This is a genomic window from Pseudomonas sp. B3G-3 (assembly GCF_028640915.1).
Lineage (GTDB): Bacteria > Pseudomonadota > Gammaproteobacteria > Pseudomonadales > Pseudomonadaceae > Aquipseudomonas > Aquipseudomonas chlororaphis_I.
Genome location: NZ_JAQZAB010000110.1, coordinates 170,577 through 197,334 on the forward strand (window position 1 = coordinate 170,577; position 26,758 = coordinate 197,334).

Below are 26,758 nucleotides of genomic sequence, written 5' to 3' on the forward strand. Positions count from 1 at the left end.
AGTTCGGTACACGCAGTCGATGTAGCCGCTGCCGAAGGCTGCGATAGGTCCGCAGGACCTCCGGCGCACCCAAGAGCGGCGCCCGCTGCGCGGTCGATCGCAGCCTCGCAGGCTCGGCAGCGGCTACAGAGGTGCAACCCGATAGTTCGGTGCACGCGATCGGTGTAGCCGCTGCCGAAGGCTGCGATAGGTCCGCAGGACCTTCTGCGAGTTCAAGAGCGGCGCCCGCTTCGCGGTCGATCGCAGCCTCGCGGTGCTCGGCAGCGGCTACGGGGGCCACATAAACAAAACCCCGCCTGCGCATGACGCAGGCGGGGTTGGGTGAGGCCTATCGCGGGTCAGTCGTTCAGCAGGTCTTGCAGCTCCTGTTCTTCCTCCTTGCGGTGCGCCCAGTGGTACAACGCCGGCAGCACCAGCAGGGTCAGGGCAGTGGAGGAGATGATGCCGCCGATGACCACGGTGGCCAGCGGCCGTTGCACTTCGGCGCCGGTGCCGGTGGCCAGGGCCATGGGGATGAACCCCAGCGACGCCACCAGGGCGGTCATCAGCACCGGGCGCAGGCGAGTCAGCGCGCCTTCGTTGACCGCAGCGGCGAGCATCCGCCCTTCTTCGCGCAGGTTGCGGATAAAGGCAATCATCACCAGGCCGTTGAGCACCGCCACCCCCGACAGCGCGATGAAGCCCACCCCCGCCGAGATCGACAGCGGGATGTCGCGCAGCCACAGGGCCATGATCCCGCCGGTCAGGGCGAAGGGAATCCCGGTGAACACCAGCAGCCCGTCCTTGAGGTTGTTGAACATCATGAACAACAGACCGAACACCAGCAGCAACGCCACCGGCACCACGATTTCCAGGCGCTTGGAGGCTTCCTGCAACTGTTCGAACTGGCCGCCCCAGGTGATCCAGTAGCCGGTCGGGATCTGCACCTGGTCGCCGATGGCCCGGGTCGCTTCTTCGACGAAGGAGCCCATGTCGCGTCCGCGCACGTTGGCGCTGACGATCACCAGGCGCTTGCCGTTCTCGCGGCTGACCTGCGCCGGACCGAGCACCAGGTCGACGCTGGCCACCTCCGAGAGGGCGATGAAACCCAGTTGCCCGTTGACGCTGCCCGCGGCCGCCGCCACCGGAATCAGCAGGCGCGACAGCCCGTCGATATCGGTGCGCTGGGCATCGGACATGCGCACCAGCATATCGAAGCGCCGGTCGCCCTCGTACAGGATGCCCGCCTTGCGCCCGCCCACGGCAATCGCCACGGCGTCCTGCACATCGCCGACGTTGAGGCCGAAACGCGCCGCCTTGTCGCGGTCGACATTCACCGTCAGCACCGGCAGGCCGGTGGTCTGCTGCACCTTCACTTCGGCGGCGCCGTCGATCTTCTGCAAGGTCTGCGAAATCTCTTCGGCGGTCTTGTTCAGCACCTCCATGTCATCGCCGAAGACCTTCACCGCGACATCGCTGCGCACCCCGGAAATCAGTTCGTTGAAGCGCAGCTGGATCGGTTGCGACAGCTCGTAGACGTTACCCGGCAGGCTGTTGCTGACCCGTTCGATGTCGGCAATGATCGCCTCGCGCGACTTGCCCGGGTCTGGCCATTGCTCCTTGGGCTTGAGCATCAGGTAGGCATCGGAGATGTTCGGCGGCATCACGTCCGAGGCGATCTCGGCAGTACCGGTGCGGGCGAACACCCGCTCGATTTCCGGGATCTGCGCCAGCAGGGTTTTCTCCAGGGTCTTCTGCATTTCCACCGACTGAGTGAGGCTGGCGTCGGGCACGCGCATCGCCTGCTGGGCGAAGTCGCCTTCGCTGAGGCTGGGGATGAACTCGCTGCCCATGCGACTGGCCACCAGGCCCGAAACCAGCACACTGAGGAAGGCCAGGGCAAAGGCCAGGGAACGATGGCTCATCACCCAGCGCAGCACCGGCTCGTAGCCACGGCGGGCACCGCGCATGACGAAGTTTTCCTCTTCCTTGACCTTGCCGGTGACGAACAGCGCGATCGCCGCGGGCACGAAAGTCACCGAGAGGATCATCGCCCCCAGCAGAGCGATCACCACGGTGAAGGCCATCGGATGGAACATCTTCCCGGCCACCCCGGACAGGGCAAAGATCGGCAGGTACACCACCATGATGATCAGTTGCCCGTAGATCAGCGCCCGTCGCGCTTCCTTGGCCGCGGCGAAGACTTCGTGCAGGCGTTCGGAACGCGTGAGCATGCGCCCGTGGTGCTGCTGGGCATGGGCCAGGCGGCGGATGGCGTTCTCGACGATGACCACTGCGCCGTCGACGATGATCCCGAAGTCCAGCGCGCCGAGGCTCATCAGGTTGGCGCTGACCTTGTTGGTGAACATGCCGGTGAAGGTGAACAGCATGGCCAGCGGAATCACCATGGCGGTGATCAGCGCGGCGCGGATATTGCCCAGGAACAAAAACAGAATGGCGATGACCAGCAGCGCGCCTTCGATGAGGTTTTTCTTCACCGTGGCCACGGCCTTGTCCACCAGGTTGGTGCGGTCGTACACGGTGACTGCGGTCACGCCCTTGGGCAGCGAGCGATTGATCTCGGCGAGTTTTTCCGCCACCACCCGGGACACCGTGCGGCTGTTTTCCCCCACCAGCATGAACACCGTGCCGAGCACCACTTCGCGACCGTTCTCGGTGGCCGCGCCGGTGCGCAGTTCACGGCCGATGTCCACGGTGGCCACGTTGCTGATGCGGATCGGCGTGCCGTCCACGGTGTTGATCACGATGTTGGCGATGTCCTCGATGGACTTGAGCTGCCCTGGCGCGCGGATCAGCAACTGCTGGCCGTTGCGCTCGATGTAGCCGGCACCGACGTTGGCGTTGTTGCGCTCCAGGGCGGTCATCAGGTCGCTCAGGGTCAGGTTGTAGGCCGCCAGGCGCCTGGGGTCCGGGGCGATCTGATAGAGCTTGGCGAAGCCGCCGATGGTGTTGATCTCGGCCACCCCCGGCACGTTGCGCAACTGCGGGGCGATGACCCAGTCCTGGATCACCCGCAGGTCGGTCGGGGTATAGGCCGTGCCGTCTTCCTTGAGCGCGCCCGGCTCGGCTTCCACCGTCCAGAAGAATATCTCGCCGAGGCCGGTGGAGATCGGCCCCATGCTCGCCTCCACGCCTTCGGGCAGTTGTTCGCGGGCCACTTGCAGACGCTCGTTGACCAGTTGCCGGGCGAAGTACAGGTCGGTGCCTTCCTTGAAGATCACCGTCACCTGGGACAGGCCCGAGCGCGAGGTCGAGCGGGTCTGCTCCAGGCCCGGCAGGCCGGCCATGGCCACTTCCACCGGATAGGTGATGCGCTGCTCGGTCTCCAGCGGCGAGTAGCCGGGCATGCTGGCGTTGACCTGGACCTGCACGTTGGTGATGTCCGGCACCGCGTCGATCGGCAGTTTCTGGTAGCTGCCGACGCCCACCGCGGCCATCAGCAGCACCGCCAGCAGCACGATGATGCGCTGCTCGATGGCGAATTGAATGATGCGTTCAAACATGGGAAATCACTCTCCTGGGAAGCACTCGCGAATGAGGCGGATCAATGGCCGTGCTCGGCCGAGCCTTTGCCCAGTTCGGACTTGAGGATGAAGCTGCCGGAGGTCGCCACCTGGGCCCCGGCCGGCAAACCTTCGCGGATCTCGACGAAGCCGCCTTCGCTGCCGCCCAGCACCACGGGCGTGGCCTGGAAGCCGTCGGCGACGCGCACGAATACCGAAGGCTTGTCCTCCACGGTCTGGATCGCCTCTTGCGGCACGGTGACACCGGCCTGGTAGGTGTCGGTCGCCACCTGCACCGAAACGAACAGCCCCGGTCGCCAGACATCGTCCGGGTTGGGCACCGTGACCCGCACCGTGGCGGTCCGGGTCTGCTCGCCCAGCAGGCTGCCGACATAGGTCACCGTGCCCTGCACCTGGGTGCCCAGCTCGGTGGATTGCACCCGGACCGGCTTGCCCACCCGGACCTTGTTCAGGTCCTTGGGAAACACGCCGAAGGTGACCCAGACCCGGGACAGGTCGGACAGGGTGAAGGCGGCGCTGGTCTCACCGACCACCTCGCCGACGCTCAGGTGTTTTTCCACCACCACGCCGTCGAACGGCGCACGCATCTCATAGCGGTTGCCGCCCGCCAGCACCGTGCTGCCGCTCAGGGCGTTCATTTTTTGCCGGGCGTTGTTCAGGGCGATTTCGGCTTCCTGCAGGGTCTGGCGCGCCAGCAGGTAATCCTGCTCGGCGGAGATCTGGTCGACCCACAACTGGCGCTCGCGCTGGAAGGTGGTGCGCGCCAGCTCGACCCGGCGCTCGGCCGCGGCCAGCTCGCTGCGCTGGTCGGAGATCTGCTGGCTGGCGATCACCGCCAGCAGCTCGCCCTTCTTCACCGTCTGGCCGAGATTGACCGCCACCGACTCCACCACCCCGGCCGCGCGCGGCACAATGTGCGAGGTGCGGTCCTCGTCGAAGCGGATCTCCCCCGGCAGCGTCAGCAAGCTGCTGAGATTGCGCGGGGCGGCCTCGGCCAGTTGAATGTCGGCGGCCTTGATCTGCTCGGCGCTGAGCTCGACCTTGCCCTCTTCCTCGGCATGCCCCTCGCCTTCCGATTGCCCTTCCTCACCTTCCTGATGCGCCTCGCCGTCCTGGTGCGTGTCCGCCTTGGCCGCGGGTTTCGCCTGCGCGGCCACCGGTGCCCCCTGGAACAGGTCCTGCCACATCAACCCGGCCACGCCGAGCGCGACCGCCACGGCCAATGCCAGGGCTGTGCTTCGTTTCTTGTCCATGAATGCTCCTGAAAAAATCGACCCGACACGCCATCCGGTAAACCGGCGCGTCATGAGGTCTGTGGAAAAAAGAAATCGCCGAGCGCTCGATGCAGCTCATGCAGGCACCAGTGGGACGAGCCCTCCTCGACCCGGCCCGGCACTGGCCCGCTGCAATCGGTGACCAGCAGTGCGCCCAGGCACAGCAGGACGAACAACGCGGTTCTCACAGCGTGCGATCGGGGCCGGCGAGATCGCCGTAGATGCGCTCGATGCGCACCCAGGCGTCGGTGGACTGGGCCACCGCGGCGATGTACTGGGTGCGGGCGCTGATCAGCGTGCGCTGGGCGTCGAGCACCTCGATAAAGTTGAACTTGCCCATCTCGAAGCCGCGGGTCGCGGTATCCACCGCGTTTTGCGCGGCCGGCAGGATCACCTGGTTGAACGACTGCACTTCGTTGCTGGCGGTGCTCCACTGATCGAGCGCCAACTTGGTTTCGCTGCGCAGGCGCAGCTCCGCGGCGTTGCGCAAATCCCGGGCCTGATCGGCACGGCGCGCCGCCGACAGCACATTGCCCTGGTTGCGGTTGAACAGCGGAATCGGCATCGACACCCCGACCAGGTTGACCCGCTCACGCACGCTGGCGTCGTACTGGCTGCCCACGCTGATATCGAGGTCGGGAATGCGCTGGGCCTTTTCCAGCCCCAGGGACGCTTCGCGCTGCACCACCTGCATTTCGGCCAGGCGCAGTTCGGTGGTCTGTTGCAGGCGCGCCAGCAATTGCGCCGAAGGCGGCAGCGAGGGCAGCCCGCTGGCCGGCTCCGCGACGGCGCTGAAGTCGGTGGTGGCAGCGCCGGTCACGGTCGCCAACTGCCGATAGGCGTTAGTCCGATCCATCTCGGCGCGACTCAGCTCCAGGCGTACTTCCGAGAGCTGAACCTGGGCGCGGGTGGCCTCCACGGGCGAGGCCTTGCCGGCACTCACCCGCCCCTTGGCCACCGTCAGCCCGCGCTCGGCCAGGGCCAGGGAGCGCCCGGCCAGGTCGCTGCGTTCCTGAGCCCGCAAGGCACCGTAGAAGGCCGCGATCACATCGGCGCGCAGCTGGTTGCGCTGGCGCTCCAGCTCCAGCGCCGCGGCGTCCTGGGCACGGCTGGCGACATCGATACGCGCGCCACGCTTGCCGCCCAGTTCCAGGGTCTGGCTGAGCTTGACGGTGGTGGTGCGCGAACTGCGGCGGGTGTCCTCGGCGTCCCAGGACAACACCGGATTGGGGATCAATCCCGCCTGCTGCCGGCCACCCTGGGCGATGTCGATTTCCCAGCGCGCGGCCGCCAGTTCGGGGTTGTTGGCAAAGGCACTTGCCAGGGCGTTGTCGAGGCTCAGCACCCGGCTCTCGGCCGCCGCGGCTTCCGGCAGCGAGGCACTGGCCAACAACAGGACGCCAGACAATGCCCCGACTATCCAGGCAAGTTTTTTAATGGTGGTTGGCATAACGCTTTCTGGCCCCTTACCGGTACAGAGTGACGGCGGAGGCTGGGCGGCGCGAGGAAATTGAACCGGCACGACGCATCCACACTCCACCCATAAAACAACTAACAGGTGAGTATTTAGTGCCGGCCAAATGTAGCCGTCGGTACTTATCGACAGGGTGGCGCAAAGATTACAAATCCGTTAGCAAACGCTCTGGCACGGGCTTGTGTATTAACATCCGGGCCATCGACCCGAGGGCAAGTGCAATAAACCCACAACTTGAAATATAGAGAAACAACTTCTCCCCGCACGACACTTCGAAAGTTTTAAATCAAGAACTTTGAAAGTTGAATCATCCAGCCCGTTACTTCCAACGAAGTTATTGAACTTCCCCACTGCATTAAACACCGAGGCTAATTCAGCATGCGCATTCTGGTGATCGAGGATGAACCGAAAACCGCCGACTACTTGCATCAGGGATTGAGCGAAAGCGGCTACGTCGTCGATTGCGCCAGCAACGGCGCCGACGGCCTGCACCTGACCCGCCAGCACGCCTACGACCTGGTGATTCTCGACGTCAATCTGCCGGAGCTGGACGGTTGGGGGGTGCTGCAGCGCATTCGCCAGAACAGCAATACGCGGATCATGATGCTCACCGCCCAGGGGCGCCTGGTGGACCGGATCAAGGGCCTGGACCTGGGCGCCGACGATTACCTGGTCAAGCCGTTCGAATTCCCCGAGCTGCTGGCGCGGGTGCGCAGCCTGTTGCGGCGCAGCGAGCAGTCGCCGACGCCCGATGTGTTGCGGGTGGCCGACCTGGAACTGGACCAGGGCCGCCACCGGGCGTTTCGCGGCAAGCAGCGCATCGACCTGACCACCAAGGAGTTCGCCCTGCTGCACCTGCTGATGCGCCAGAGCGGCGTGGTGCTGTCGCGGACCCAGATCATCTCGTTCGTGTGGGACATGAACTTCGACTGCGACACCAATGTGGTGGAAGTCTCGATCCGCCGCCTGCGGGCCAAGATCGACGACCCGTTCGAAAGCAAACTGATCCACACCCTGCGCGGCGTCGGCTACGTGCTCGAAGAGCGCGACTGAAGCGCTGTAGCCGCTGCCGCAGGCTGCGATGGTCCGGGCCACGCTGGTCGCAGGACCTTCGGCGCCCCCAAGAACGGCGCCCGCTACGCGGTCGATCGCAGCCTCGCGGGGCTCGGCAGCGGCTACAGGGGAACGACCCGATAGTTCGGTGCACACGATCGGTGTAGCCGCTGCCGCAGGCTGCGATGGTCCGGGCCACGCTGGTCGCAGGACCTCCGGCGCGCCCAAGAGCGGTGCCCGCTTCGCGGTCGATCGCAGCCTCGCAGGCTCGGCAGCGGCTACAGGGGAACGACCCGATAGTTCGGTGCACGCGATCGGTGTAGCCGCTGCCGCAGGCTGCGATGGTCCGGGCCACGCTGGTCGCAGGACCTCCGGCGCGCCCAAGAGCGGCGCCCGCTTCGCGGTCGATCGCAGCCTCGCGGTGCTCGGCAGCGGCTACAGGGGTGCAACCCGATAGTTCGGTGCATGCGATCGGTGTGGCCGCTGCCGCAGGCTGCGATAGGTCCGCAGGACCTCCAGCGAGCTCAAGAGCGGCGCCCGCTGCGCGGTCGATCGCAGCCTCGCGGTGCTCGGCAGCGGCTACAGGGGAACAATCCAATAGTCCGGTGCACGCGATCGGTGGGGCCCGATACACCGCCAGGGAATCAATGAACGTGCTCTTCGTGCCCCTGTTCGTGGAAGCCGGCCTGTTCGACCTGGACCGTCACATGGGAGATATCGAAGCGCTCGTGCATCAGCTCGGTGACCTCGGCGAGGATCTGCTGTTCGCTGCGCCGCCCCAGGTCGGCCACCAGGTGTGTGCTCATCACGTTCTTGCCGCTGGTCAGGGCCCACAGGTGCAGGTCGTGCACCTCGGTCACCCCGTCGATGGCGCGGATGCCCTGCTCGACCTCATCGATATCGATGCCGTCCGGCACGCCTTGCAGCAGCACGTTCATGCTCTCCCTGAGCAGCATCCAGGTGCGCGGCAGCACCCAGAAACCGATGGCCGCGGCCACCAGCGAATCGACCCAGCCCCAGCCGGTGTACATGATCACCAAGGCTGCGACGATCACGCCGATGGAGCCGAGCATGTCGCTCCACACTTCCAGGTAGGCGCCCTTGACGTTGAGGCTTTCGGCGCTCGCCGAGGCCAGCAGGCGCATGGAGATCAGGTTGACGATCAACCCCAGCACCGCGATTACCAGCATGCCCATGGACTGGATTTCCGCCGGCGCGGACAGGCGTTGCCAGGCCTCGAACAGGATGTAGAAGGCGACCACGAACAACAGGATGGCGTTGAACGCCGCGGCGAGAATCTCGAAACGTGCATAACCGAAGGTGCGCTTGCGATCGGCCGCGCGCTTGCCGACCTGGATCGCCACCAGGGAGATCGCCAGCGCCAGCGCGTCGGTCATCATGTGGGCGGCATCGGACAGCAGCGCCAGGCTGCCGGTGATAAAGGCGCCGATCACCTCGGCGATCATGAAACTGCCGGTCAGCCCCAGGGCCATCCATAACGTGCGTTCGTGTCCGGCCCGAACCTGTCCGTGACTGTGTCCTGCGCCCATGAAAGCCCCCGCCTGTGAAAATCGTCGTGGCTGATGATAGCCGGCCTGGGCAGCGCCCCCCGGCAAAATGACGCAATGGTCATGCCGCTGCCATCTGAGCGTTATGCGTAACGGCTTTCAGCGCCCCAGGCGCGCCATCACCGCGAGCATGCCCGGGCGCTGGGCAGCCCATTCCTCGCGGGTGATGCCGAGCAGCATCACATCGATGCGCTGGCCGTCCTTCTCGACGTTCTGCCGGCGCACGCCCTCGAGGGTGAAACCGAACTTCTGGTGCAGGCGGATCACCGCCTGGTTCAGCGCCAGCACTTCGCAGTTGAGCTTTTCCAGGCCGGCCGCGCCAAAGGCATGGTCGAGCAACCAGAATTCCAGCTGGCTGCCCAGGCCCTTGCCCTGCAAGCCGCTGTCCAGGTAGAAGGCCCAGTCGGCGCTCTTGTGCAGGGCATTGATCGCGTTCAGCGACACCACGCCGCAGGCGACTCCCTCTTGCAGCACCACGAACACCGACTGCCGCGGATTGCCCACCAGCGAGTCGAGCCAGGCACGGTGTTCGGCCTCGGAAATCTCGTGGGAGGTGTACATGTACTTGCGCACGTCCGGCTGGTTGCGCAGCTCGCGCACACGCGCCTGCACCTGTGCGCAAGTTTCGAGTATCGGCACGACCTGCATGCGGGGCTCCTGGTCTGAAACGGATGCCGCACAGCCTAGGGGCAACGGTGCCCGGCGGCAATTCAAAAGATCCCGCTACCCGGCGCGGACTTGCGCCGGCGCAGCACATGCAGGCCCAGGCACACCAGGCTGGTGCCGAACGCCACAATCAATATGCCCTGCGGCGTCTCGCGCTCGCGGCGGCTGTCCAGGCATTCCATGGCGTTGGCGCATTGCGCGATGCACAGCTCCTCGCCATCGAGGGTGCAGCTCAGCACCGCATCGCGCAGGTGGGTGAAGCTCAGCGTGCGCCCCAGGATCTGGTCATGGCCGACGTTCAGATAGGTGATGCCACGAACCACCTTGAGCCGGGTGTATTCGCCACTGTCCGCGTCCTCTATCAGCAGCCCGCCACGGTCGGCATACAGCACCTTGCCGCTGAGGGATTCAACGTTGGCACCGTCCAGCCCATAGTCGACAAAATTGAAGATCCACAGATGAAGCAGGGTCATGACCAGGCCAATGGCAAAGGACAACCATGCCGCCTGCAGCAACGGGGGCAGCGTGGAGAAATCACGCAGGGAACAAAGGACGGACCGGATCAAGGCAGCTCCCGAAAACTGGCGCGTGGACCGCGCGCTTTTTTTCGAGAGATTAGCGGGTAAATGGGCCTTGGCTAAGCACAACATTCAACGGTATTGCCCGGGTTAAACCGCAGGCTGGCGGCGAAGGCTCTAGCCCGCGCGCGCCGGCGCCTGCAGGTATTTCCGGAGGTGAAATTTTTCCCCTGTGGGAGCGCTCGCCTGCTCGCGAAAGAGCCTCAGGACCCCGCACAAACCCCAGGCACCGCATTCCCCGTCAGCCTCGGCATACGCGCCCCGAAATACCCGGCGCTGATGACCCCGACCGCACCCATCACCGCGCAATACATCACACAGATCCACGGGCTCCAGGGCATCAGGCCGATCAGCAACAAGGGCGTGGTGCTCGCCCACAGCGCGTAGGCGATGTTGTAGGTAAAGGAGATGCCGGACACGCGGATCCGCGCCGGAAACAACCCGACCATCACCGACGGCACCGCGCCCACCACGCCGCAGCCGAGGCCGGCGATGGCGTAGGCCAGGCCGACCCAGTCGCCGCCGCCGATCAGGCAGCCGTAGAGCAGGCCGATGCCCAGCGGCAGCAGCAGGCTGTAGAGCATCACCGTGCGCCAGGCGCCGATGCGGTCGACGACCAGCCCGGCCAGCACGCAACCGAGATTCAGGAACACGATGCCCAGGCTGCTCAGGGCGAAGGTGTGGCTGGCGCTCATGCCGAAGGTTTTCTGCATCATGGTCGGGGTGATGACCACGAACACCACCACCGCGGAGGTCAGCACGCAGGTGAGAATCGCCGCCGGCAACAGCGCCAGGCGATGCTCGCGCAGCACGGTGCGCAATGGCAGCTCGACGGCGCTGTCGCGCTGCTCCTGCATGGCCATGAACACCGGGGTTTCGCTGAGCCAGCGGCGCAGCCAGACGCCGATCACGCCGAACACCCCACCGAGCAGGAACGGATAACGCCAGGCGTGATCGAGGATTTCCGCCGGGGTGAAGAGTTGCGCCAGCAGGGTCGCGGTCAGCGCGCCGATCAGGTAGCCGAAGGTCAGCCCGGCCTGCAGAAAGCCCAGGGCATAACCGCGATGGCCGGCCGGCGCATGCTCGGCGACGAACACCCAGGCGCTCGGCACCTCACCGCCCACCGCCGCGCCTTGCAGCACCCGCAGCGCCAGCAGCAACAACGGCGCGAAATAACCGATCTGCGCGTAGGTCGGCATGATGCCGATCAGCAGGCACGGCAGGGCCATCATCAGGATGCTCAGGCTGAACACCTTCTTGCGCCCCAGGCGGTCGGCGAAGTGCGCCATGAGAATGCCGCCCAGCGGCCGCGCCAGGTAACCGGTGACGAAGATCCCGAAGCTCTGCAACAGTCGCAGCCACTCGGGCATTTCCGGCGGGAAGAACAGCTGGCTCAGGGTCAGGGCGAAAAATACGAAGATGATGAAATCGTAGATTTCCAGGGCGCCGCCCAGTGCCGCCAGGCCCAGGGTCTTGTAGTCGGACCGGGAAAACGGCGCCGGCCGCGCGTCAGGGGAAAAGGACATAAAGCCACTCGATCTTGGGCAGAATTCAAGGCGCCCATGGTCTACGCAAACGCCGCGAGGGACAACTGCAACACCCTCCTGGGTCGGTTTTTAGGGTTTTCCTGTGCATTGAATCGGCGCCGCGGACGCCAATAATCGGCGACTTTCCCACCCGCAACAGGAAAGCCGCCATGAGCATCCATACCCGCAGCAAACGCCTGACCGTGCCGCAACTGGTGGCCATGAAAGGCCAGCAGAAGATCGTCTCCCTGACCGCCTACACCAGCCACATGGCGCGGCTGATGGACCCGTTCGTCGATTTCGTGCTGATCGGCGACTCCACGGCCATGGTCGGCTACGGCCGCACCTCCACCCTGGACATGAGCCTGGAAGAGATCATCGGCCACACCCGCGCCGTAGTCGCCAGTACCCGGCTGGCCTGCGTGATCGCCGACATGCCGTTCGGCAGTTACCAGGAATCGCCGCAACAGGCCTACCGCAACTGTGCCGAGGTGCTGGCGCGCACCGGCTGTGACGCGCTCAAGCTCGAAGGCGGGCAGGCCCTGGCGCCGACTGTGGAGTTCCTGGTGCAGCGCGGGATTCCGGTGATGGCCCATATCGGCCTGATGCCCCAGTACGTGAATGTCATGGGCGGCTTCAAGGCCCAGGGCCTGAACGACGCCACCGCCCAGGCCATCGAGGCCGACGCCCGCGCCCATCTCGAAGCCGGGGCGTTCAGCCTGCTGCTGGAAGGGGTGGCGGAAAACCTCGCGCGGCGCATCAGCGACTTCTCGCCGATGCCGACCATCGGCATCGGCGCCTCCCCCGCCTGTGACGGCCAGGTGCTGGTGACCGAAGACCTGCTGGGCCTGGGCGGGCCCCAGGTGCCGCGCTTCGTCAAACAGTACGCCGATGTCGGCGCGCTGATCAGCCAGGCCTGCGAGCAGTTCGCCGCCGAGGTGCGCGACGGCCGCTTCCCCGAGGCGCGGCACTGCTACGGCGTTTGATCGATGGCCCGGGCCAGCCGTTGCACGGCGCCAGCGATGTCCTGGCGCCAGTCGAGGGTGAAGCTCAGGCGCAGGTGATGGCGCCAGAGCCCTTGCTGGCTGAACATCTGCCCCGGGGCGATGACGATGCCCTGGCCCAGCAGCTGTTCATAGACCTGGGCCATATCCACCGGGCGCGTGGCCTCGGCCCACAGGGTCGCGCCGCCGGCCGGGGTGACCACGCGCAGCTGCTCGGCGGCGTGTTCGGCCAGCAGCGCCTGCATCTGGCCCATGCGCTCGCGCAACAGACCGCGCAGCTGCGTCAGGTGCTGATCGACACGGCCGCTGCCCAGCAGCTTGGCCACGGCCTTCTGGCGGATCGGCGACAGGCGAAACGCGCGCTCGAGAAAATGCCGCTGCAAGCGCGCGCCCTGGCCGCGGCACAGCACGTAGCTGAAGGGCGCCTCGGAACCGATCAGCTTGTCGAAGGTGGAAAACACCAGCAGCCGCTCGGGATCGGCGTAATCGCGATACCGCGCCGGCTCCGGGGTGAAGCAGAACTCGCCATAGCTGTCATTTTCCAACAGCCAGATGCCGCGCTCCCCCAGCCAGCGGCACAGCTGCTGTTTATCCGCCGCGGGCATCAGGCTGCCGTGGGGTGTATTCAAGGTCGAGGACAGCAGCGCCAGGCGCACCGGCTCGCGTTGCAGCACCTCATGCAGCCGCTGGCGATCGAAACGCCCTTCGGCATCCAGCGGCAGCTCGATCACGCGGATCTTCGCCGCCTGCAATTGCCGCAGGATCGCCCAGGAACAGGGCGACTCCACCAGGGCGACGCTGCCATTCAGCTCCAGGGCATCGAGGGACAACGCCAGCACCGCGCGCAGGTCGGTGCCAAGGAACACCTGTTCGGCCTGCCAGTAATCCGTGGTCGAGCGGGTGTAACGCTCGGCCAGCACCGTGCGCAGCTCCGCCTCGCCAAACGGCTGGTACAGCGGCGCCTGGGAGCGCGGGTACTGGCGCACCAGCTCGCGCTCGGCCATCAACAGGGGATTGTCCAGGGACAGCAACATCGCCGGCGCATCGCTGCACAGCGCCAGCATTCCGGGCTGGCGGGCGTAGGCATAGACCCTGTCCAGCAAGTGCGTATCCGGCGCCAGCCCTGGCGCCGGCACGGGGCGACTGAAGTAGCCCTGCTTGGGCCGGGCGTAGATCCGCCCTTCATCTTCGAGCAAAGCGTAGGCGTACTTGGTGGTGGAGACCGAGACCTTGAGGCGCTGGGCCAGGGCGCGCAATGACGGCAGGCGCTGCTCGGCCGCGCTGGCGCCGTCCAGCCACTCCACCAGGTAGCGGTAGACGGCCTGATAGGCGAAAGGCGTTTCGCGGCTCACCGCTTCAGGCGCCCTTGGCCAGGGCGATCGCCGCCTGGATCGCCGCGCGGGCCTGGGGGCTGTTTTTCCAGCAGCTGGAACCGACCAGGGCCGAGGCCTGAGTGACGATGTCCAGGGCATCGGCCCGGGCCAGCTGGGCGAGGGAATCGATGCCCAGTTGTTCGAGGCGGGCGACCACGGTTTCGCCGACACCCTTGACCTTGAGCAGCGCCTGGCGTTCTTCGAGCGGAAATGGCATGTACTTCAATCCTTTGCAGTGGGTACCAATTGCCGCATTCTTGCACAGTTTTCGGCCGCCCCAGCCTGAGGCGACCGACCTCCTGACAATCATAAAAAGACTTGAGGTATCGACGTGTCCACAGACATTGAAGACAGCCGTTCCGCCCGTTTTGCCCTGCGCTGCTCGAACTGGGCCGAGCGCTGGTTCCCCGACTCCTGGGTGTTCGCCGCGCTGGCGGTGGTCATAGTCGCCCTGGCCACCATGGCCATGGGCGCCAAGCCCACCGACACCGCCATGGCCTTCGGCGACGGCTTCTGGAGCCTGATCCCCTTCACCATGCAGATGGCCTTCGTGGTCATCGGCGGCTATGTAGTCGCCAGCTCGCCGCCGGCGGTGAAGCTGATCGACAAACTGGCGCGCATCCCGAAGAACGGCCGTTCCGCCGTGGCCTGGGTAGCACTGATCTCCATGGTCGCCTCCTTGCTCAACTGGGGCCTGTCCCTGGTGTTCGGCGGCTTGCTGGTGCGCGCCCTGGCCCGGCGTACCGAGCTGCGCATGGACTACCGCGCCGCTGGCGCCGCGGCCTACCTGGGCCTGGGCGCGGTATGGGCCCTGGGCCTGTCGTCGTCCGCCGCGCAATTGCAGGCCAACCCCGGCAGCCTGCCGCCGTCGATCCTGTCGATCACCGGGGTGATTCCATTCACCCAGACCATCTTTCTCTGGCAGTCCGGCGTGTTGCTGCTGGCCTTGGTCGTGGTCTCGCTGGTCATCGCCTACGCCACCGCGCCCGGCCCGAACTCGGCGCGCGACGCCAAGGCCTGCGGCATCGACCCGAGCTTCAGCATGCCCAAGCCACAACCGCGCACCCGCCCCGGCGAATGGCTGGAATACAGCCCGCTGCTGACCATTCTGCTGGCCTTGCTGGCAGCCGGCTGGCTCTACCACGAGTTCGCCACCAAGCCGGCGATCACCGCGATTTCCGGGCTCAACACCTACAACTTCCTGTTCCTGATGCTCGGCGCGCTGCTGCACTGGCGCCCGCGCAGTTTCCTCGAAGCGGTGGCCCGGGCCGTGCCGACCACCACCGGGGTGCTGATCCAGTTCCCGCTGTACGGCTCTATCGCGGCCTTGCTGACCGTGGTCAAGGGTGTCGACGGCCAGACCCTGGCCCACCATATCTCGACCTTCTTCGTGCAGATCGCCTCCCACGACACCTATGCGCTGCTGATGGGCATCTACTCGGCGGTACTGGGCTTCTTCATTCCCTCGGGCGGCGGCAAGTGGATCATCGAGGCGCCCTACGTGATGCAGGTGGCCAATGACCTGCAATACCACCTGGGCTGGGCGGTGCAGATCTACAACGCCGCCGAGGCGCTGCCGAACCTGATCAACCCCTTCTACATGCTGCCACTGCTGGGGGTCCTGGGGCTCAAGGCGCGGGACCTGATCGGTTTTTCCTTCGTCCAGTTGCTGGTGCACGCGCCGCTGGTGCTGGTGCTGCTGTGGGCATTGGGCACCACGCTGAGCTATATGCCACCCGTGGCGCCGTAATCTTTTGCGGGCGGCTCGTTTCTCTGCGGGAGCGAGCTGGTTCGCGACAGACTGCGCAGTGGTCGCAAAAGCTGCCACCGCGCTTTACCTGGAGAAAATCATTGCCCGGATGGATGCCATCGCGGGCAAGACTCGCTCCTACAGAAGCAGCCCTACACGCTTTCCAGCCTCCCCCTACTATCTTCTAAGCCCCGTCCCAGAGCCTTTTCTGTAGTCTTTCCGTCATATTCGGTTGCTACCGTGCAGCCGAAATACTTTGTTACGAATTGATCGAAAGGTAATCAGGGACCCGGCATGAGCGACGAACACTCGAAAGACCCAGAACATTCCCAGGCCACTGAGCCCCCCACCGACACCAGCCGCCGGCGTTTTCTCGGCGGCGTGGCGGTGCTGGGTGTCGGCGCGACGCTCAGCGCCTGCGGCCATAACGACCCGGCGCCGGGCAAACCGGTGGAACGCCCGCTGTCGCCCGCCGAGCTGGACCGGGCGCTGCGCGACAACGTGAAGAACGTGGTGGTGATCTATGCCGAGAACCGCAGCTTCAACAACCTGTTCGCCGACTTCCCGGGCCTGGAAAAACCGCTCTCGGCCCTCAAGCCCGCCGACTATCAGCAGCGCGACCGCGACGGCAGCCTGTTGCAGACCTTGCCGCCGGTCTGGGGCGGTGTCGCCCAGGTCGGGCCCCAGGCCCTGGATGGCGTGACCTACCCGGTCGGCACCCAATACCAGGAACACCTGCCCAACGCCCCCTTCGCCCTCAAGGGCCCCGATGGCCAAGACCTGCCCCTGGGCCTGGTCACCCGCGACCTGTGGCACGTGTTCTACCAGAACCAGATGCAGATCAACGGCGGCAAGAACGATGGTTTCGTCGCCTGGGCCGACTCCGGCGGCCTGCCCATGGGTCATTACGCCCAGAGCCGCTATGAGCTGCGCCTGTGGGATGTGGCCCGGGAGTTCGTGCTGTGCGACAACTTCTTCCAGGGCACCTTCGGCGGCTCGTTTCTCAACCACCAGTACCTGATCAGCGCCGCCGTGCCGTTTTATCCGGATGCGGCCAATTCGGTGGCCAAGCCGCAGATCGCCACCCTGCAGAGCGACGACCCGCTCGACAGCCGTCTCAAGCCGCTGGAGCAATCCCCGGCCAGCGCCATGAGCGGCCCGCCGCAATTCGGCCCGAGCCTGCTGACTCCGGATGGCTACGCGGTCAATACCATGGCCCCGCCGTACTGGCCGACCTGGATCCGCGACCCGCAGCGCCCGGCCTATGCCAAGGCCGACCTGCCCAATGTGCTGGTGCCGCAACGCCACGACACCATCGGCGACAAGCTCTCGCGCAAGGACATCGACTGGGCCTGGTACGCCGGCGCCTGGCAGGTCACGCTGGACGCCTACAAGGATTCGGCGGGGATTCCGAAGATCCCCAACTTCCAGTACCACCACCAGCCGTTCAACTACTTCGCGCAGTTCGGTCCCGAGCAGCCGAACGAACGCAACCACCACCTGCGCGATGCGGGCCTGGGCGATGAGTCGGGCAGCAACCGCTTCCTCGCCGATGCCGAGGCCGGCAAGTTGCCGCCGGTGGCGTTCTACAAGCCCCAGGGCAACCTCAACATGCACGCCGGTTATGCCGATGTGGCCGCGGGCGACCGGCATATCGTGCGCGTCCTGAAGGTGCTGCGCGAAAGCCCGCAGTGGCAGAACATGGTGGTGATCGTCACGGTCGATGAAAACGGCGGCTGGTGGGACCACGTCGCCCCGCCCAAGGGCGACCGCTGGGGGCCGGGGACGCGCATCCCGGCGCTGGTGGTGTCGCCGTTCGCCCGCAAGGGCACGGTGGACCATACGGTGTACGACACCGCGTCGATCCTGCGGCTGATCACCCGGGTGTTCCAGCTCGAACCGCTCGACGGCCTCAAGCAACGGGACGCGGCGATGACCGCCCGGGGGCAGGCGCCCATGGGCGACCTGAGCAATGCCCTGCACTTCCCGGCCTGAACCGGCGGCAGCGGCCGCCCGGGCGGCCGTTTGCGGGTGCAGAAATGAAGATTTATTCCACCTTTTTCCTTGTCACCCGCTACTGTTTCAGGGTGGAACTTACCTCGCCCAGACGAGGCCTACGCTGACAAGGAGCCAAGCATGAAACTCACAGGATTGTCCCTTCCCCTCGCCGCCCTGACCCTGGGCGGCCTGACCCTAAGTAGCCTGACCCTGAGCACCGCAGCCCAGGCCAACGTCGATCTGAAGCTGGGCAACACCCAGCGTGTCACCCAGCTCTTCTCCTACCCCAACAACTGCAACGTGATCTGCTTCCGCAACTGGACGCTGGAACAGACCGTCGAGCACTACCTGACCCAAAGCGTGAAGCGCGATGGCTACAGCACCGCCAAGGTCAAGGTGAAGACCGATAACAACCAGCTGTACGCCAACATCAGCGGTGTGCCGAAGGACTATGGCAAGCCGCTGACCGCCCTGCTGGATGCCGGCGACCTGGCCTACAAGGGCGCCAGCAAACTCAACAGCGACGGCAAGTGGACCTACAGCTGGTACCTGTTCCTACCCCTGGGCATGGCCCTGGAAAACCGCAAGAGCGTCGAGCTGCTGCACTTCCCGCCGGACTACTCGCTGACTCAAGCCCAGGACTACCTGAGATCGGCCACCACCGACCGCTGGGCCACCCTGCTCACCACCAATGGCATTCCCACCGAGCAGACCCCGGGCTACCAGACCATCATCGACATCGCGCCGATCGCCGCCCCGGCCACTGCCGGCAAGGACCTGGAAGGCGTCTACGGCTACTTCCAGGACTACCAGACCACCATGGTCAAGCAGGTCAGCCAGAACGCCAGCGGCGGCGCCCTGCCGATGGTGGCCTTCGGCGCGCCGGTGCGTAACTGGATCAAGCAGCAGTACGGCGCCACCGTGAGTGTGCTGGGCCTGGCGCAGATCAGCCCGAGCGCGGGCCTGAAGGTGCCGGTGCTGGGTTCCAACCACCCGAGTTACATCTGGTACGCGGCGGACCCGGAGAACTACGACGGTGACGAGGCCAAGGCCGATGCGGCCGGCTTGAAAGTGATGGGGCAGGACCTGAGCGCCGCCTGCTGGCAGGCCGGGATGGGCAGCAAGCCGGGCAGCGATCCGGCGGCACAACTCAAAAGCTGCACACAGAACTGGCAGGTGGCCAACAAAGAGCAGACCTGCGCTCTGTTCTACACCTCGATCCGTAAACTGACGCCGGAGCAGGCCCAGGCCAAGTGCACCAGCGAGCCGGTACAGACCCAGCTGAAACAGTTGAAGGCGCCGGCACCGTCGATGAGTACCGAGGCACCGCCGCATATCTGACGGATAAGCGGTAACGGCTACATCCCCATCGCGAGCAAGCTCGCTCCTACAGAACGGCACATCGCCCGTAGGAGCGAGCTTGCTCGCGATGGGTTTTCAGCGCCTCAGAGCGCCCCGACCGGACGCAGGCGGTACTGCGGCGGCAGTTGCTCGAAGCCACTGATGGTGGCGTTCAGGCTCTTCCAGCGGCCGTCCTTGATGCCATAGATGCAACCGTGGATCGACAGGCTCTGCCCGCGATGCCAGGCGTTTTGCACGATGCTGGTGTGGCCGACGTTGGCCACTTGCTGGATCACGTTCAGCTCACAGAGGCGGTCGACCCGCTCTTCCTCGGTGGCCAGTTGCCCCAGCACTTCGCGATGTTCGTAGTACAGGTCGCGAATCGAGCGCAGCCAGCCATCGATCAGGCCCAACTGGCGATCCTGCATCGAGGCGCGCACACCGCCACAGCCGTAGTGGCCGGTAACCAGGATGTGTTTGACCTTGAGCACGTCCACCGCGTACTGGATCACCGACAGGCAATTGAGGTCGGTGTGCAGCACCACGTTGGCCACGTTGCGGTGTACGAACAGATCCCCGGGCAGCATGCCAACGATCTCGTTGGCCGGCACACGGGCGTCCGAACAGCCGATCCACAGGTATTCCGGCGTCTGCTGGCGAGCCAGCTTGGAGAAGAAGTCAGGATCTTCCTGCTTGATCGCTTCGGCCCAACGCTCGTTGTTATCAATCAGGTCTTGTAGTTCGTTCATGCTGTGAAACCTCAGGATTGATGCGTTGCTATGACAGACGACCGTCTATCGGGGTCACGCGCGTCTATGCAGATACCGCTTATCCACCCCTTTGAATCTTGCAGGGTCTGGTGGGTCCACTCTTTAAGCCCGAAAGTATGAGCAACCGTCATGACTGAATCACGACGTCCCTATGGTGCGCCTCAGCCCGAGCCCATCGACGACAACGAAGACCGCATGGGTTCCATGGAAGAGCTGGACTTCGATGAAGAAGAACCCGGCGCCAGGGTCGGCGACCCTGCTTCCAGCTCTGTGGAGCATCGTACTCCCCACCGGCACATCCATGGCTCCAGCCTGACCGGCAACGCCGATGAGGAGCCCAACGACGATGAGCTGACCCCGGAAAACCTGATCCGCGAAGACGGCGCCCGCTCCGCCCATGAAGCCGGTGAAGACCAGCCGGCCGACTGGGACCTGAGCATTGTCGATGAAGACGATATCGGCGGCGGCAATGGCCTGGACGAAGCAGAACTGGCCCATAGCGACCCGCTGGACGGCAAACCCTGACCCGTCTGCCCTACGTAACGGGTTGATACTTCGTCAATCGACCAGGGTGCAGGCCATCACCAGCGCATCTTCGCGCCCGCCTGTCGCCGGATAGTAATCCCGGCGACGGCCGACCTCGTTGAAACCGTAGCGCTCGTACAGCCGATAGGCGGTCTGGTTGCTGGAGCGCACCTCGAGGAAGCACTCACGCGCGTCTTTCTGGTAAGCACGCTTCATGAGCTCTTCCAGCAGGCGCAGGCCCAGGCCGCGGCCCTGGTTTTCCGGCTTGACGGTGATATTGAGCAGGTGGGCTTCGTCGATGATCACCTGGATCACCCCGTGGCCGACCTGCTGGCTGCCTTCGAACATCAGCCAGACTTCATAGGACTTCAGGGCGTCGGTGAAAATGCCGCGGGTCCAGGGATGGCTGAACGCCGCGTATTCGATTTTCAGGATGGCATCCAGATCCGCCTCGGTGGCCTGGCGGAACGATAAAGCGTCACTCATTGCTACTTTTCCAACGCGCCATCAGCCGACGCATGGCTTGCCAGACATCAGCCTTACGCTGTGGCTCTTCCATTAATAATTCCAGCCCGGGCAGCGCCCAGGCCGAGCCCAGGCCTTCGACCTGGAGTTCACGGTTGTAGGCTTGCGCATCGGCCTCGCCCGCGAAACGTACCGCCGGCAGGCCGATCAGCCACAGGCAGACGCAAGGTTCTTCTTCGACCCGCGCCCCGACAAAGGCCTGGACGAAATCCCGCGCCGCGTCCGGCCCCTGGTCGAGGTTGCCGCGTGTCAGCATCGGCCAGCGCACCGGCTCGGCGAGGATCTGCGGGCTGTCCGGCAGGCCGGCGGCGCGCAGCATGTCCTTGAGCAGCAGGTAGGCCGGGTCGCGGCTCTGGAAGGCTTCGCCTGTGGGTAACTCCACCAGCAGCAGGCAACGGCCGGCGCGCAGCAATTGCAAGGCGAAACGCGGTGGCGGTACGGGCGGGGCCTTGACCGGTGCCGGGGCCTCCTCCGCCTCCTCCACGGGCTTGCTGACCGGACGAACGGCAGCGCTGCCGGGACGCGGCACTTCGATTTTCGGTCGTTCGGCAGGCTTGGCCACAGGCTCGGCAACCGTTTTGGCCACAGGTGCAGGGGCTGCCGGGGCCTCGACCACGGGCTCGGCAATCACCAGCAACTCGGGACGGGACGGCGCCGCAAAGGGCAATTCGGTGCGCGGCAGCCAGCTGACCACCTGCATGGCGGACAGATAAGCGCGACGGCGGGACTCGATAAGCAAAGGTCGGCCACTTGTGGATAACTGAAGTGGGGGGATTCTACCGTCCTTCGTCGAAGATCGCCCGCAGTTGATTCGCCACAAAAAACGCCCGTCCAGCCCATGACAGGACCGAGGGGTGAATCGTCAGCCTTCCGATGCAGTACAATCGCCGCTTTTCATTGCCAACCAGCCGGCCATTCCGATGATCGAACCCAAGCGCGTGTTGCGCGCCCTCGCCGAACACTGGGCACTTCTGGAGCCACTGTGCGAGCACTTCGACCAAGGCACCCTGAGCCTCGCCGAACTGCGTTCACAGCTGGCCGCACAGCAAATTGACAGTACGCCACAGGACATTACCAGCCTGCTGGATGTATGGATCCGCCTGGATATCCTGGTTCCGGTGGCGAAAAGCCCGAACCGTTTCGAGCTCAACGCGCAGATCCACGACTTCCTCGCCTACCTGCGGCGCGAGCACCGCCTGGGCCTGTGCCTGGAAATCGAAGCCTACCTGCGCCACCTCGAGCGCCTGGCCGGTTATATCCAGGACGCCTTCGACATCCGCGACGGCCACGACCTGGCCCGCCAGCTGCGCCTGCTGGACATGCGCGTGCGCGATGTCCTGAAAAAGCTCGCCAACGACGAACAGGCCCTGGTGGCCGTCGCCGAGCGGGCCAAGACCAGCGACCGGCAGATTCCCCTGCGCCAGCGGTACGCCGAGGTACTGGCCACCTGGGACGAATACGTCGAACCGATGATCCAGCTGGTGAACGCCGACGGCGCCTTCGAGCAAGGCGTGCGCAAGGTCGAGAACGTGCTGCTGCGCATGCTCACCGAACAGCAGCGCCTGGGCCAGCTGGTGGACGACGACATGCTGCTGCGCACCCACGCGCGGATCCTGGAAATGCAGACCAGCGCCCAGCTGACCCTGCGTCACGCCCGGGAACTGCTGTTGCCGCTGCGTGAAGAAGCCCGCCGGCACAACGCCGTGACCCGTGGCGCGGCCCTGGCCCTGTCGGCCATCCGCCGCAAGGGCATCGACGCCGTGCCGCAAGCGGCCATGCCGCTGTTCACCCGCCCGCAGAGCACCTTCCTCGGCAGCTCCGGCCAGGTCGAGGCCTATGTCTACGCCCTGGCCAGCTTCGAGCCGAAGCCGACGCGCTTCCCCAAGGCACACAAGAGCCACAAGGGCGGCGATGCGCCACGGGCGCCGCGCACGGTCCGCGAGATGCTCGACCGCTGCGAAGACGCGCTGCCGATGCCGGACCTGATGACCTGGCTGCTGGAACAGGAACCGGACGGCGCCACCGACGAGCTGCTGTACTGGTTCTCCCGCCTGTCGCGGGAAAAACGCTTCAAGCGCGAGCGTCTGGAACGCCGCGACTACCACACCCACGAGCACCAGGTCAGCCTGCGCTCCTTCGCCCTGCTCTCGGCCCGCGATGACGTCACCGAGAATTCTGCGAGCACTCCCCATGCATCTTGATCTTTCCGAACTGTCCCAGCTGGCGCCGATCTTTCGCGAGCTGTTCAAGGGCTATCACATCAGCCGCCGTGACCCGGAGCTGTATTCCCAGCTGTCGAACTTCCAGGACCAGTACCGCACCCTGTTCAAGGCCCTGGGCTTCGAACTGGTGTGCGACACCCGCGGCTTCTACTACTTCGTGCCGGAGAACGCCGCCGCCCAGGTGAACAAGACCGCCCAGCGCCTGGCGCTGTTCACCTTCATCCTGGTGGAACACCTGGCCGACCAGGGCCGCGACCCGGTCGCCGTGCTCGACGGCGGCAGCCTCGCCCGCGACGAACTGCCGTCGTTGCTGGAGAAGTACCGCGACCTGTTCATCCAGGCCGAAGTACAGACCCATGAAGAACTGGAAGAAAAAATCATGCGGCGCATGACCCAACTGGGTTTTGCCGGCGAGGAGCCGGGCATCTACCGCTTCCTGCCGCCGATGCACCGCTTCCTCGATGTGTGCCTGTCGGTGCAGCAGGACCGTGACCTGGCCGCCAGCCTGCACAGCGTGCTGCCGTTGCCGACGCCGGTGCTGATCGACGAAGACAGCGACGAAAAACTGCTGCAGACCGACGATCCGCTGGACCTCAGCGAATTCGTCGAGTCCGAAGAAAGTGAAGAAGACGCACTGGCCCGCGCCATTGCCGAAGAACAGGAGCTCGACGCATGAGCAAGGAACGCTACGGCATCCGCCGCTTTGCCCTTTTGAACACCGCCGGCTACAGCCTGGGCCTGTTCCCGCTGGAAGAGCCGCTGTCGGTCTACGGCGCGAACAACCTGGGCAAGTCGGCTTCGATCAACGCCCTGCAATTCCCGATCCTGGCGCGCATGTCGGACATGAGCTTCGGCAAGTACAGCCTGGAACAATCGCGGCGTTTCTACTTCGCCACCGATACCAGCTACATCCTGGTGGAAGTGTCCCTGCCCCATGGCCCGCACGTGATCGGCGTGGCCGGACGCGGTCCGGGCGGCAGTTTCGGTCACCAGTTCTTCGCCTATGCCGGCTCGCTGGACCTGGCGCATTACCAGAAGGACGACACCTGCCTGCGACTGAAGGAGCTGTTCACCAACCTTGAGCGCCAGGGCCTGAAGGCTTATGAACTCAAGCCAGATGAACTGCGCCGCTTGCTGGTGGGCGGGCATACCTCGATTCCGCTGGACCTGACCCTGATCCCGCTGCGCTCCACCAGCGAACAGAGCCTGAAAACCTTCCGCGCGCTGTTCATCAACCTGCTGCACATGCGCGAAATCACCGCGGCCAAGCTCAAGCAGCTGTTCCTCGACGCCTTCGAGCACAGCCTGCGCTCCGGCAGCGTCGACTACATCGCCGCCTGCGAAGAAGCCTTCCGCGATGTGCGCCGCATGGAGCAGGACTACAACTCGCTGGTGGCCGCGGGCCCCCTGGTGGAAGCCCTGGGCAACGGCGTGAAGCAGCGCGACATCCTGCGCGGCAAACTGCATCGCCTGTCGCCGCTGCTCGATTCGCTGCTGGGCACCTGGTCCGACTACGCCAGCGCGCGCAAGGAAGAGCTGACCGTCCAGGCCGAGCACTACCGCAACGAACAGGACGCGCTGCAGAACGACCAGCGCAGCAGCACCCAGGAAATGATGCGCCTGGAACGGGAAATCACCGGCACCCAGCGCTGGCTCGGCGAACTCTCGGTGCTCAAGCACCGCTTCGCCCTGGTGGACGACGTCAAGGTCCTGGAGCAGCAACTGCTGGCGGCCAAGGATGCCCACGACGAACTGGCCGGCGCTCTGGCCCAGTCCCGGCAGTTCTCCGCCGAAGACCTGGAAGAGCGCTTGCGCGACCTGGAAAAACGTCTGAAGTCGGTCAAGCAGCAGCTCGATAACGCCGACAACAACAGCTATGCACGCCTGCGCGAGGAGTTCTCCCAGCAGGACGTCGAGCGCCTGATGCGCCTGTTCAACAGCCAATTGTTCAGCCTGCCGCTGGGCGAACACGGCATCGCCCTGGACAAGAACGGCGACTGGGTCAAATCCGTGGAGCTGATTCTCGACGGTTTCAAGGGCGAGCGCTTCGAAGTGCCGGGCCTGTCCATCGACATTTCCCACATCGAACCGCCGGCCTTGCAGGCCCTGGCGGACCGCGCAGCGCTGCGCGACCAGAAAGAGCGCCTGGACAAAGAACTCAAGCAGCTGAAAACCCAGGCCGCGGTGGCGGCCGACCGCGCCGCGAGCAAGACCCAGACCGAAGCGCTGTACCAGCAGGTGCTGGATGCGCAGAAAGCCCTGGAAGATTTCCGCCGCGCCCAGACCCTGAGCGCCGAGGAAGGCGAGAAGCTGGAACAGCTGGCGCAGATGGAAGCCGCCCAGGACGAACTCAAGCGCTCCAGCGACGCCTTCACCGAACGCGTCCAGCAGCTGTCGGCCAAGCTGCAACTGGTGGGCCGGCAAATCAGCGACATGGAAGCCAAGCAACGCACCCTCGACGATGCCCTGCGCCGCCGCCAGCTGTTGCCGGCGGACCTGCCGTTCGGCACGCCGTTCATGGAGCCGGTGGACGACTCCATGGACAACCTGCTGCCCCTGCTCAACGACTACCAGGACAGCTGGCAGGGCCTGCAGCGGGTCGATGGCCAGATCGAGGCGCTGTACGCCCAGGTACGCCTCAAGGGCGTGGCCAAGTTCGACAGCGAAGACGACATGGAGCGCCGCCTGCAACTGCTGATCAACGCCTATGCGCACCGCACCGACGAAGCCCTGACCCTGGGCAAGGCGCGTCGCGCAGCCGTCACCGACATCGCCCGGACCCTGCGCAACATCCGCAGCGACTACGACAGCCTCGAGCACCAGCTGGCGCTGTTCAACCGCGAGATCAACAAACGCCAGGTGTCGAACCTGCAGAGCTTCCGCATCGTGCTCGCGCCGAACAAGGAAGCCCTCAAGCACATCGACCAGATCATCCACAGCGCCGGCCAGTACGAGGAAGGCGAGACCCTGTCGGTGTTCGACCTGAGCCAGAGCGCCGAGCAGGACAACAAGAACGAAGAGGCCAAGGAATACCTGGCGCGCCTGGTAGCGGCCAACCATAACCAGTTGGGCCTCAAGGACCTGTTCGAGCTGGCGTTCGAGATCACCAAGGTCAATGGCCAGCCGGTGATCCACACCGATATCGATGGCGCGGCGTCCAACGGCACCACCATGACCATCAAGGCGCTGACCAACATGTACCTGTTGCTGCACTTGATGGATCGCGAGCAGGCCGGGCGCATTCGCCTGCCGTACTACCTCGACGAGGCCGCGGACATCGACGAGAAGAACCAGGCAGCGCTGCTGGAAACCAGCCTGCAACTGGGATTCGTGCCGATCCTGGCCAGTGTGAAGCCGCAGGTCTCGGCCCAGGTCGCCATCGACCTGGAAGGCGGCAGCGGCCCGAACGGTATCTACATCGACGAGGCGGACTGGAAGTACATCCGTCGTCACGATCAGGTCAAGGCCACCCGGAACGTCGAGCCGGAAGCCGAGGCGGAGCTGGACGAGGTGTAACCCGCCCGAAGCCGTAAAACAAAAAGGCCGTGATCTTTCGATCACGGCCTTTTTTGCTTCTGTAGGAACGA

Annotated in this window: 21 protein-coding genes; 9 read left to right on the forward strand and 12 right to left on the reverse strand. The window is 65.1% G+C overall.

Annotated elements, in window-relative coordinates; all coding sequences use genetic code 11:
• Nucleotides 1-338: 338 nt before the first annotated feature.
• The 3 genes from PVZ80_RS18720 to PVZ80_RS18730 form a co-directional block, all read right to left on the reverse strand.
• Nucleotides 339-3,503, reverse strand: coding sequence for an efflux RND transporter permease subunit (locus PVZ80_RS18720; RefSeq protein ID WP_273864351.1), 3,165 nt, complete (start codon nt 3,501-3,503; stop codon nt 339-341).
• A 41-nt stretch (nt 3,504-3,544) separates the two neighbouring features.
• On the reverse strand, nt 3,545-4,777 hold the full coding sequence (locus PVZ80_RS18725; protein WP_273864352.1) for an efflux RND transporter periplasmic adaptor subunit: 1,233 nt from the start codon (nt 4,775-4,777) through the stop codon (nt 3,545-3,547).
• A 205-nt stretch (nt 4,778-4,982) separates the two neighbouring features.
• Nucleotides 4,983-6,248 carry a TolC family protein gene (locus PVZ80_RS18730; RefSeq protein WP_036985439.1) on the reverse strand — a complete coding sequence of 422 codons (1,266 nt, stop codon included), beginning with the start codon at nt 6,246-6,248 and terminating at the stop codon, nt 4,983-4,985.
• Nucleotides 6,249-6,650: 402 nt separating this feature from the next.
• On the opposite strand from PVZ80_RS18730, the gene PVZ80_RS18735 reads away from it, so the two are divergent.
• A complete protein-coding gene (locus PVZ80_RS18735; RefSeq protein WP_009050855.1) occupies nt 6,651-7,325 on the forward strand; it encodes a heavy metal response regulator transcription factor in 675 nt (224 codons plus the stop codon).
• Between the two features lie 644 nt (nt 7,326-7,969).
• Here the strand turns inward: PVZ80_RS18735 and PVZ80_RS18740 are convergent.
• The 4 genes from PVZ80_RS18740 to PVZ80_RS18755 all read right to left on the reverse strand — a co-directional run bounded on the left by PVZ80_RS18740 (nt 7,970) and on the right by PVZ80_RS18755 (nt 11,663).
• A complete protein-coding gene (locus PVZ80_RS18740) occupies nt 7,970-8,875 on the reverse strand; it encodes a cation diffusion facilitator family transporter (RefSeq protein ID WP_016703639.1) in 906 nt (301 codons plus the stop codon).
• Between the two features lie 117 nt (nt 8,876-8,992).
• Entirely contained in the window at nt 8,993-9,541 is a 549-nt protein-coding gene (gene pseH, locus PVZ80_RS18745; protein ID WP_009050857.1) for a UDP-4-amino-4,6-dideoxy-N-acetyl-beta-L-altrosamine N-acetyltransferase, read from the reverse strand.
• 62 nt (nt 9,542-9,603) lie between these two features.
• On the reverse strand, nt 9,604-10,056 hold the full coding sequence (locus tag PVZ80_RS18750; protein ID WP_273864353.1) for a hypothetical protein: 453 nt from the start codon (nt 10,054-10,056) through the stop codon (nt 9,604-9,606).
• Between the two features lie 284 nt (nt 10,057-10,340).
• On the reverse strand, nt 10,341-11,663 hold the full coding sequence (locus PVZ80_RS18755) for an MFS transporter (protein WP_009050859.1): 1,323 nt from the start codon (nt 11,661-11,663) through the stop codon (nt 10,341-10,343).
• A gap of 170 nt (nt 11,664-11,833) precedes the next feature.
• Between PVZ80_RS18755 and panB the strand changes: the two genes are divergently transcribed.
• A complete protein-coding gene (gene panB / locus PVZ80_RS18760; RefSeq protein WP_009050860.1) occupies nt 11,834-12,649 on the forward strand; it encodes a 3-methyl-2-oxobutanoate hydroxymethyltransferase in 816 nt (271 codons plus the stop codon).
• Here the strand turns inward: panB and PVZ80_RS18765 are convergent.
• The gene (locus tag PVZ80_RS18765; protein ID WP_009050861.1) at nt 12,637-14,019 is read right to left on the reverse strand and encodes an aminotransferase-like domain-containing protein; all 1,383 of its coding nucleotides are present in this window, start codon (nt 14,017-14,019) and stop codon (nt 12,637-12,639) included. The genes panB and PVZ80_RS18765 overlap by 13 nt on opposite strands.
• A 4-nt stretch (nt 14,020-14,023) precedes the next feature.
• Complete coding sequence (locus PVZ80_RS18770; RefSeq protein WP_009050862.1) at nt 14,024-14,257, reverse strand: hypothetical protein; 234 nt, start codon at nt 14,255-14,257, stop codon at nt 14,024-14,026.
• A 114-nt stretch (nt 14,258-14,371) separates the two neighbouring features.
• Here PVZ80_RS18770 and PVZ80_RS18775 point away from each other — a divergent pair, with 114 nt between their 5' ends.
• The 3 genes from PVZ80_RS18775 (at nt 14,372) to PVZ80_RS18785 (ending at nt 19,129) form a co-directional block, all read left to right on the forward strand.
• Nucleotides 14,372-15,790: a short-chain fatty acid transporter gene (locus tag PVZ80_RS18775; protein WP_009050863.1), complete on the forward strand. Its 1,419-nt coding sequence runs from the start codon at nt 14,372-14,374 to the stop codon at nt 15,788-15,790.
• Between the two features lie 294 nt (nt 15,791-16,084).
• On the forward strand, nt 16,085-17,785 hold the full coding sequence (locus tag PVZ80_RS18780) for an acid phosphatase (RefSeq protein ID WP_028684163.1): 1,701 nt from the start codon (nt 16,085-16,087) through the stop codon (nt 17,783-17,785).
• A gap of 141 nt (nt 17,786-17,926) precedes the next feature.
• The gene (locus PVZ80_RS18785; protein ID WP_009050865.1) at nt 17,927-19,129 is read left to right on the forward strand and encodes a hypothetical protein; all 1,203 of its coding nucleotides are present in this window, start codon (nt 17,927-17,929) and stop codon (nt 19,127-19,129) included.
• 104 nt (nt 19,130-19,233) lie between these two features.
• Here the strand turns inward: PVZ80_RS18785 and can are convergent, their stop codons facing one another.
• Nucleotides 19,234-19,878 carry a carbonate dehydratase gene (gene can / locus PVZ80_RS18790; protein ID WP_009050866.1) on the reverse strand — a complete coding sequence of 215 codons (645 nt, stop codon included), beginning with the start codon at nt 19,876-19,878 and terminating at the stop codon, nt 19,234-19,236.
• A 150-nt stretch (nt 19,879-20,028) separates the two neighbouring features.
• Between can and PVZ80_RS18795 the strand changes: the two genes are divergently transcribed.
• On the forward strand, nt 20,029-20,424 hold the full coding sequence (locus PVZ80_RS18795; RefSeq protein WP_016703647.1) for a hypothetical protein: 396 nt from the start codon (nt 20,029-20,031) through the stop codon (nt 20,422-20,424).
• A 33-nt stretch (nt 20,425-20,457) separates the two neighbouring features.
• On the opposite strand, the gene rimI is transcribed toward PVZ80_RS18795, so the two are convergent.
• Both rimI and PVZ80_RS18805 read right to left on the reverse strand, forming a co-directional pair.
• Entirely contained in the window at nt 20,458-20,910 is a 453-nt protein-coding gene (gene rimI / locus PVZ80_RS18800; RefSeq protein ID WP_007930137.1) for a ribosomal protein S18-alanine N-acetyltransferase, read from the reverse strand.
• Complete coding sequence (locus tag PVZ80_RS18805; RefSeq protein WP_028684162.1) at nt 20,903-21,688, reverse strand: hypothetical protein; 786 nt, start codon at nt 21,686-21,688, stop codon at nt 20,903-20,905. Before PVZ80_RS18805 ends, rimI begins: the two co-directional genes overlap by 8 nt.
• Before the next feature lie 181 nt (nt 21,689-21,869).
• Between PVZ80_RS18805 and mksB the strand changes: the two genes are divergently transcribed.
• The 3 genes from mksB to mksF are packed head-to-tail and all read left to right on the forward strand — an operon-like array spanning nt 21,870 to nt 26,687.
• A complete protein-coding gene (gene mksB, locus PVZ80_RS18810; RefSeq protein WP_038636868.1) occupies nt 21,870-23,150 on the forward strand; it encodes an Mks condensin complex protein MksB in 1,281 nt (426 codons plus the stop codon).
• Nucleotides 23,140-23,847, forward strand: a complete 708-nt coding sequence (gene mksE / locus PVZ80_RS18815) for an Mks condensin complex protein MksE (RefSeq protein WP_016703649.1) — start codon at nt 23,140-23,142, stop codon at nt 23,845-23,847. The genes mksB and mksE overlap by 11 nt, the downstream gene beginning before the upstream one ends.
• Nucleotides 23,844-26,687 (forward strand): Mks condensin complex protein MksF, encoded by a 2,844-nt coding sequence (gene mksF / locus PVZ80_RS18820; protein ID WP_273864354.1) that lies wholly within the window; start codon nt 23,844-23,846, stop codon nt 26,685-26,687. The genes mksE and mksF overlap by 4 nt, the downstream gene beginning before the upstream one ends.
• Nucleotides 26,688-26,758 lie beyond the last annotated feature (71 nt).